This is a genomic window from Ruegeria sp. AI2 (genome assembly GCF_056541275.1).
Map to the genome: position 1 here is coordinate 1 of NZ_JBQFYB010000034.1, position 4274 is coordinate 4274.

The 4274-nt window shown below is 56.2% G+C and carries 5 protein-coding genes and 1 pseudogene; 2 read left to right on the forward strand and 4 right to left on the reverse strand.

The window, feature by feature from the left end; all coding sequences use genetic code 11:
- The 3 genes from ACR0LL_RS20845 to ACR0LL_RS20855 form a co-directional block, all read right to left on the reverse strand.
- Positions 1 to 388: glycosyl hydrolase 108 family protein (locus ACR0LL_RS20845; protein ID WP_480589197.1), on the reverse strand; the 388-nt coding region annotated here is incomplete at its 3' end.
- Positions 389 to 478: 90 nt separating this feature from the next.
- Positions 479 to 865 carry a helix-turn-helix domain-containing protein gene (locus tag ACR0LL_RS20850; protein WP_480424259.1) on the reverse strand — a complete coding sequence of 129 codons (387 nt, stop codon included), beginning with the start codon at positions 863 to 865 and terminating at the stop codon, positions 479 to 481.
- Entirely contained in the window at positions 862 to 1110 is a 249-nt protein-coding gene (locus ACR0LL_RS20855) for a hypothetical protein (protein WP_480424261.1), read from the reverse strand. Before ACR0LL_RS20855 ends, ACR0LL_RS20850 begins: the two co-directional genes overlap by 4 nt.
- A gap of 171 nt (positions 1111 to 1281) precedes the next feature.
- Between ACR0LL_RS20855 and ACR0LL_RS20860 the strand changes: the two genes are divergently transcribed.
- A protein-coding gene (locus tag ACR0LL_RS20860) for an IS3 family transposase (protein WP_480424262.1) occupies positions 1282 to 2411 on the forward strand; the annotation gives its coding sequence in 2 pieces (ribosomal slippage) (positions 1282 to 1525 and positions 1525 to 2411; 1131 coding nt in all).
- Here the strand turns inward: ACR0LL_RS20860 and ACR0LL_RS20865 are convergent.
- A pseudogene (locus ACR0LL_RS20865) lies at positions 2361 to 3511 on the reverse strand (IS3 family transposase). The gene ACR0LL_RS20860 and the pseudogene ACR0LL_RS20865 sit on opposite strands and share 51 nt — an antisense overlap.
- Before the next feature lie 208 nt (positions 3512 to 3719).
- Here ACR0LL_RS20865 and ACR0LL_RS20870 point away from each other — a divergent pair.
- On the forward strand, positions 3720 to 4193 hold the full coding sequence (locus ACR0LL_RS20870) for an integrase core domain-containing protein (RefSeq protein WP_480426234.1): 474 nt from the start codon (positions 3720 to 3722) through the stop codon (positions 4191 to 4193).
- The last annotated feature ends 81 nt before the right edge of the window (positions 4194 to 4274 follow it).

The following is a 4274-nucleotide window of genomic DNA, read 5'->3' on the forward strand; positions in this document are numbered from 1 at the left end:
TCGTGGCGGCTGCAGTCTGAGGTCCGAGCGCGCCATCGACGGTGACCGGCTCCTGGAATTCACTGAGCAGTCGCTGTAGGATCTTCACGGCGTTGCTGCCTGCGTTCACATACATGTCGAAGACCGATGCTTGCAGCGGCTCGGGCAACAGGTTGATGCGCGGTTTCTCAAAATAATGGCGGATGAAAATATCAACGGCTTGGTCGCGTTTCAGCGCCCGGACATCACGTGCATCGACATCTCCATCGCGGTCCAGGTCCAAGCCCAATCGTCGCATGGTGTGAATGGTGACGCCGAAGTTTGTGGCTCCACCCGGATCATCAGGGTCATTCACATAGCCACCTTCGCGCGCAACAATCTCTTCCGCGATTTGTCTGACAGACTTCATCTCGTTTGCTCCGTTTGCTTGAGGAGGAACCTAAGCAATCGGGCGTTCGAGACGCGCCCCGACAGTTGTCGGGATCACTCGTCTTTGGCGCTAAAAGGGGAGTTTGGGTTCACTGTCGTCGCGCAGTGACGCGACAACACGTTCCACGGTTCTCGTGTGCACGTCAACCTCGGCAGCAATCTGGGCATGGCTGAGACCTTGATGCCATAGCGTCTCGATCCGTGCGCGCCGTCCACCAGCACCGCCGATATTGCCACAAGGTACCTTGAGCGTTCCATGCCCGAGCAGCTTGGAGAGTTGCTTGGCAGCCTCGACGCCTACGATCTGCGACAGTTCAGAACCAGGCTTGGGTGTCTTGGGCACATATACGGCCCGTCCGCCTCTCGCCTCTGCCAAGCGCACAGCAACCTGCTCGCTGATCTCCTCTGCGATCATGGCCAGCACACCCGGCAGATATGGCTTGAAGCTCTTGTTCATTTGCGCCGCCGTTGCCCTCGACGGGTGCGTTTCTTGACGGGTACGCAGGTTGTGACGGCTTTGCCCCGAAGCTTGTAAGTGACGCCATTCACAGTAACGCCGCTCGGATCGGGCAGTTCTTCGATAAACAGCGCGTCAATCTTGCGGCCGATCCGGCGGCGCAGGCGTTCGACATCAACCAGTAGAACGCGCTCGAGATACCGCACCAGGGCGTGATCCGTGATATGCACGACGGGTTTCTTCACCGCTTCAGCTCTACACCTTCACGGGCGCACCAGTCCTTCAGCGCATTGATGATCTGGCTGATTTGGCGATGGTCGCGCAGGGTGTCCACGTCGATCGGTACCGACTTCTGGACCTGTCACGGTTTGATGCCGCTCCTTTGATAGCATCTACTGCAGCAAAGGAGACTGACTATGGGACTGAAACGGACGGCCGAATTCCGGCAAGATGCGGTGCGTATCGCATTGACCAGTGGGCTAACACGCAAGCAGGTGGCTGATGATCTAGGTGTCGGGATGTCCACGCTGAACAAATGGATCACAGCGCACCGAGATACAGACGTGGTTTCCAAAGAGGATTTGAGCCTCGCTCAAGAGAATGAGCGACTTCGACGGGAGATCCGGCTCCTCAAGGAGGAGAGGGAAATCCTAAAAAAGGCCACCCAGTTCTTCGCGGGCCTAAAGCAATGAGATTTAGGTTTATCGAAGAACACAGAGCCAGCTTTCCAGCCAACCGGTTATGCGATGTCGTCGGTGTCAGCGCACGCGGTCTGCGTGCCTTCCGCAGCCGCCCTGCCAGTCGCAGACAGCGGTCTGATCTGGTCACGCTGGCGCATATCAAAGAACAGTCACGCCTCAGTTTGGGCAGCTATGGCAGGCCGCGCATGACTGAAGAGTTGAAGGAAATTGGTTTGGCTGTGGGGCATCGTCGCGTTGGTCGCCTGATGCGCCAGAACGGCATATCCGTGTTGAGAACACGCAAGCACAAGGTCACGACAGACAGCGATCACAAGTTCAATATCGCGCCCAACCTACTGGATCGGGACTTCACAGCGGATCAGCCGAACAAGACATGGGCTGGTGACATCAGCTATGTCTGGACCCGTGAAGGCTGGCTTTATCTCGCCGTCATTCTGGACTTGCATTCCCGCCGTGTGATTGGCTGGGCTGTTAGCAATCGGATGAAGCGAGACCTGGCCATCAGGGCGCTGAGAATGGCTATCGCCTTCAGATCACCACCGAAGGACTGCATCCACCACACGGATCGTGGCAGCCAATACTGTTCCCACGATTATCAGAAGATCCTGCGCCAACATGACTTCAAAGTGTCGATGAGCGGCAAAGGCAATTGCTATGATAACGCCGCCGTCGAGACCTTCTTCAAAACGATCAAAGCTGAGCTGATCTGGCGGCGGTCATGGCAAACCCGACGGCAGGCTGAAGCGGCCATCTTCGAATACATCAACGGCTTCTACAATCCGCGCCGCCGACACTCAGCACTGGGCTGGAAAAGTCCCGTCGCCTTCGAACGGAAAGTGGTTTAAACGAGCACTTGGAGCGGCACAAAAACGCGACAGGTCCAGATGGGGTCTGACACGATTGTACTGTCTAAGCCAGGTATTGATGACGATCTGAGCCTGTTTGGTGGTGTGGAACCATTCTGCGTTGAGGACTTCCCGGCGCAGAGTGCCATTGAAGCGCTCGTTGTATCCATTCTCCCAAGGTGATCCCGGGTAGATTTGGATCGGCTTAATGCCCACCTTTCTTAACCAGGTCTGCAGGGCCGTTGCGATGAACTCCGCGCCGTTGTCGGAACGGATGTGTTCGGGCTTCCCGTGCCGCAATAAGAGTGGGTAGAGCGCATCCAGCACGTCTGCGCTGTTCATCTTCGGCTTGACCGCTACGCAGAGCGCCTCACGGGTATACTCATCCAGCACCGTCAGCATCTTGTAGCTCTGTCCGTTGCTCAGCTTGTCGTGGACAAAGTCAATGCTCCAGATGTGATTGGGATGTTGCGGTCGGAGCCGGATGATCGAGCTGTCCTTGTGGTACAGCCGTTTGCGTTTCTTGTGCCGTTGTGGGAGCTGCAAGCCTTCTTCGCGCCATAGTCGTTCGATCTTTTTATGATTGACTGCCCAGCCTTCGACACGCAGCAGCTCGGCGACCTTGCGGTAGCCGTAGCGCCCATACCGTTTGGCCAATCGGATCATCGCCAGACGTAACGCCTCATCATCCTTTGGCGCTGCGCGGTATTGCAGCGTGCTCCGCGCCAATCCAATCACGCGACAGGTGCGCCGTTCAGAGGTTGCCAGCTTTTGTCGGGTGTGGACCACGGCCTGACGAAGCTGGTCTGCCGTCAGGCCTTTGGCTTTAGATAATCAAGGCTCTCCTTGAGAATGAGTTTGTCCAGTTCAAGCTCAGCCACGATTTTCTTGAGCCGATCATTCTCTTTCTGCAGCGCCTTCAGATTGGCCATCTCAGATCGTCCCATCCCACCAAACCGCTTGCGCCATGTGTAATAGGTCGCATCACTGACACCAGCCGTTCTGCACGCCGTCGCGACATCCGAACCAGATGCCAGGCCCAGCTCAATCTCGCGCAAAAGCCGCAGAATATCTTCGTCCGAATACCGTTTCCGCGCCATCAATCCCGTCTCCAAAACTAAGCCAACTGTGGCACAGTTTTAGGGGGCCAAGACAGACGTTTGAGGACCTTGCCGCCCAGGACCGCATTCTCTTGACGGAATAGCAGATGGTGGGCTTAAAAAGGCGAAGCAGCAAAAGGAGGCGCATAGCGAGATCGAAAGCCACCATCCCGGTTATCTCGGCAGCCAGGACACCTATTAACTCGGTATGGTCAAGGGTGTGGGGCGCATCTACCAAAAGACCTTCGTCGATACTGATGCCCGCGTGGAGATCTGCCAACTCTATACCGACAAGACCGCAATAACCGCCGCCGATCTGCTGAACGACCGTGTCATTCCCTTCTTTACCGAGCAAGGCATCAGCCTGCTTCGCGTCTTGACCGACCGGGGCACGGAATACTGCAGCAAGGTCGAGAGTCATGCCTACCAGCTTTATCTGGCATTCGAGGACGTGGATCATTCCAAGACTAGGGCGAACAGTTCGCAGACCAACGGCATCTGCGAGCGCTTTCACCTCGCCATCAAGGACGAGTTCTACGACATCGCCTTCCGCGAGAAGATCTATCGGTCGATGGGAGAATTGCAGACGGATCGGGACGCATGGCTGACCAAATACAACGAACAGTGCGCGCATTCTGGAAGATACTGCTACGGCGAAACACCTATGCAGACTTTCGGCTAAATGCTACACATTGCTGTGGACAAGACCATCAGGGCTTCCGAGCATTCGGACAGGCAACAACGCAATCTCATCACCGTTCGC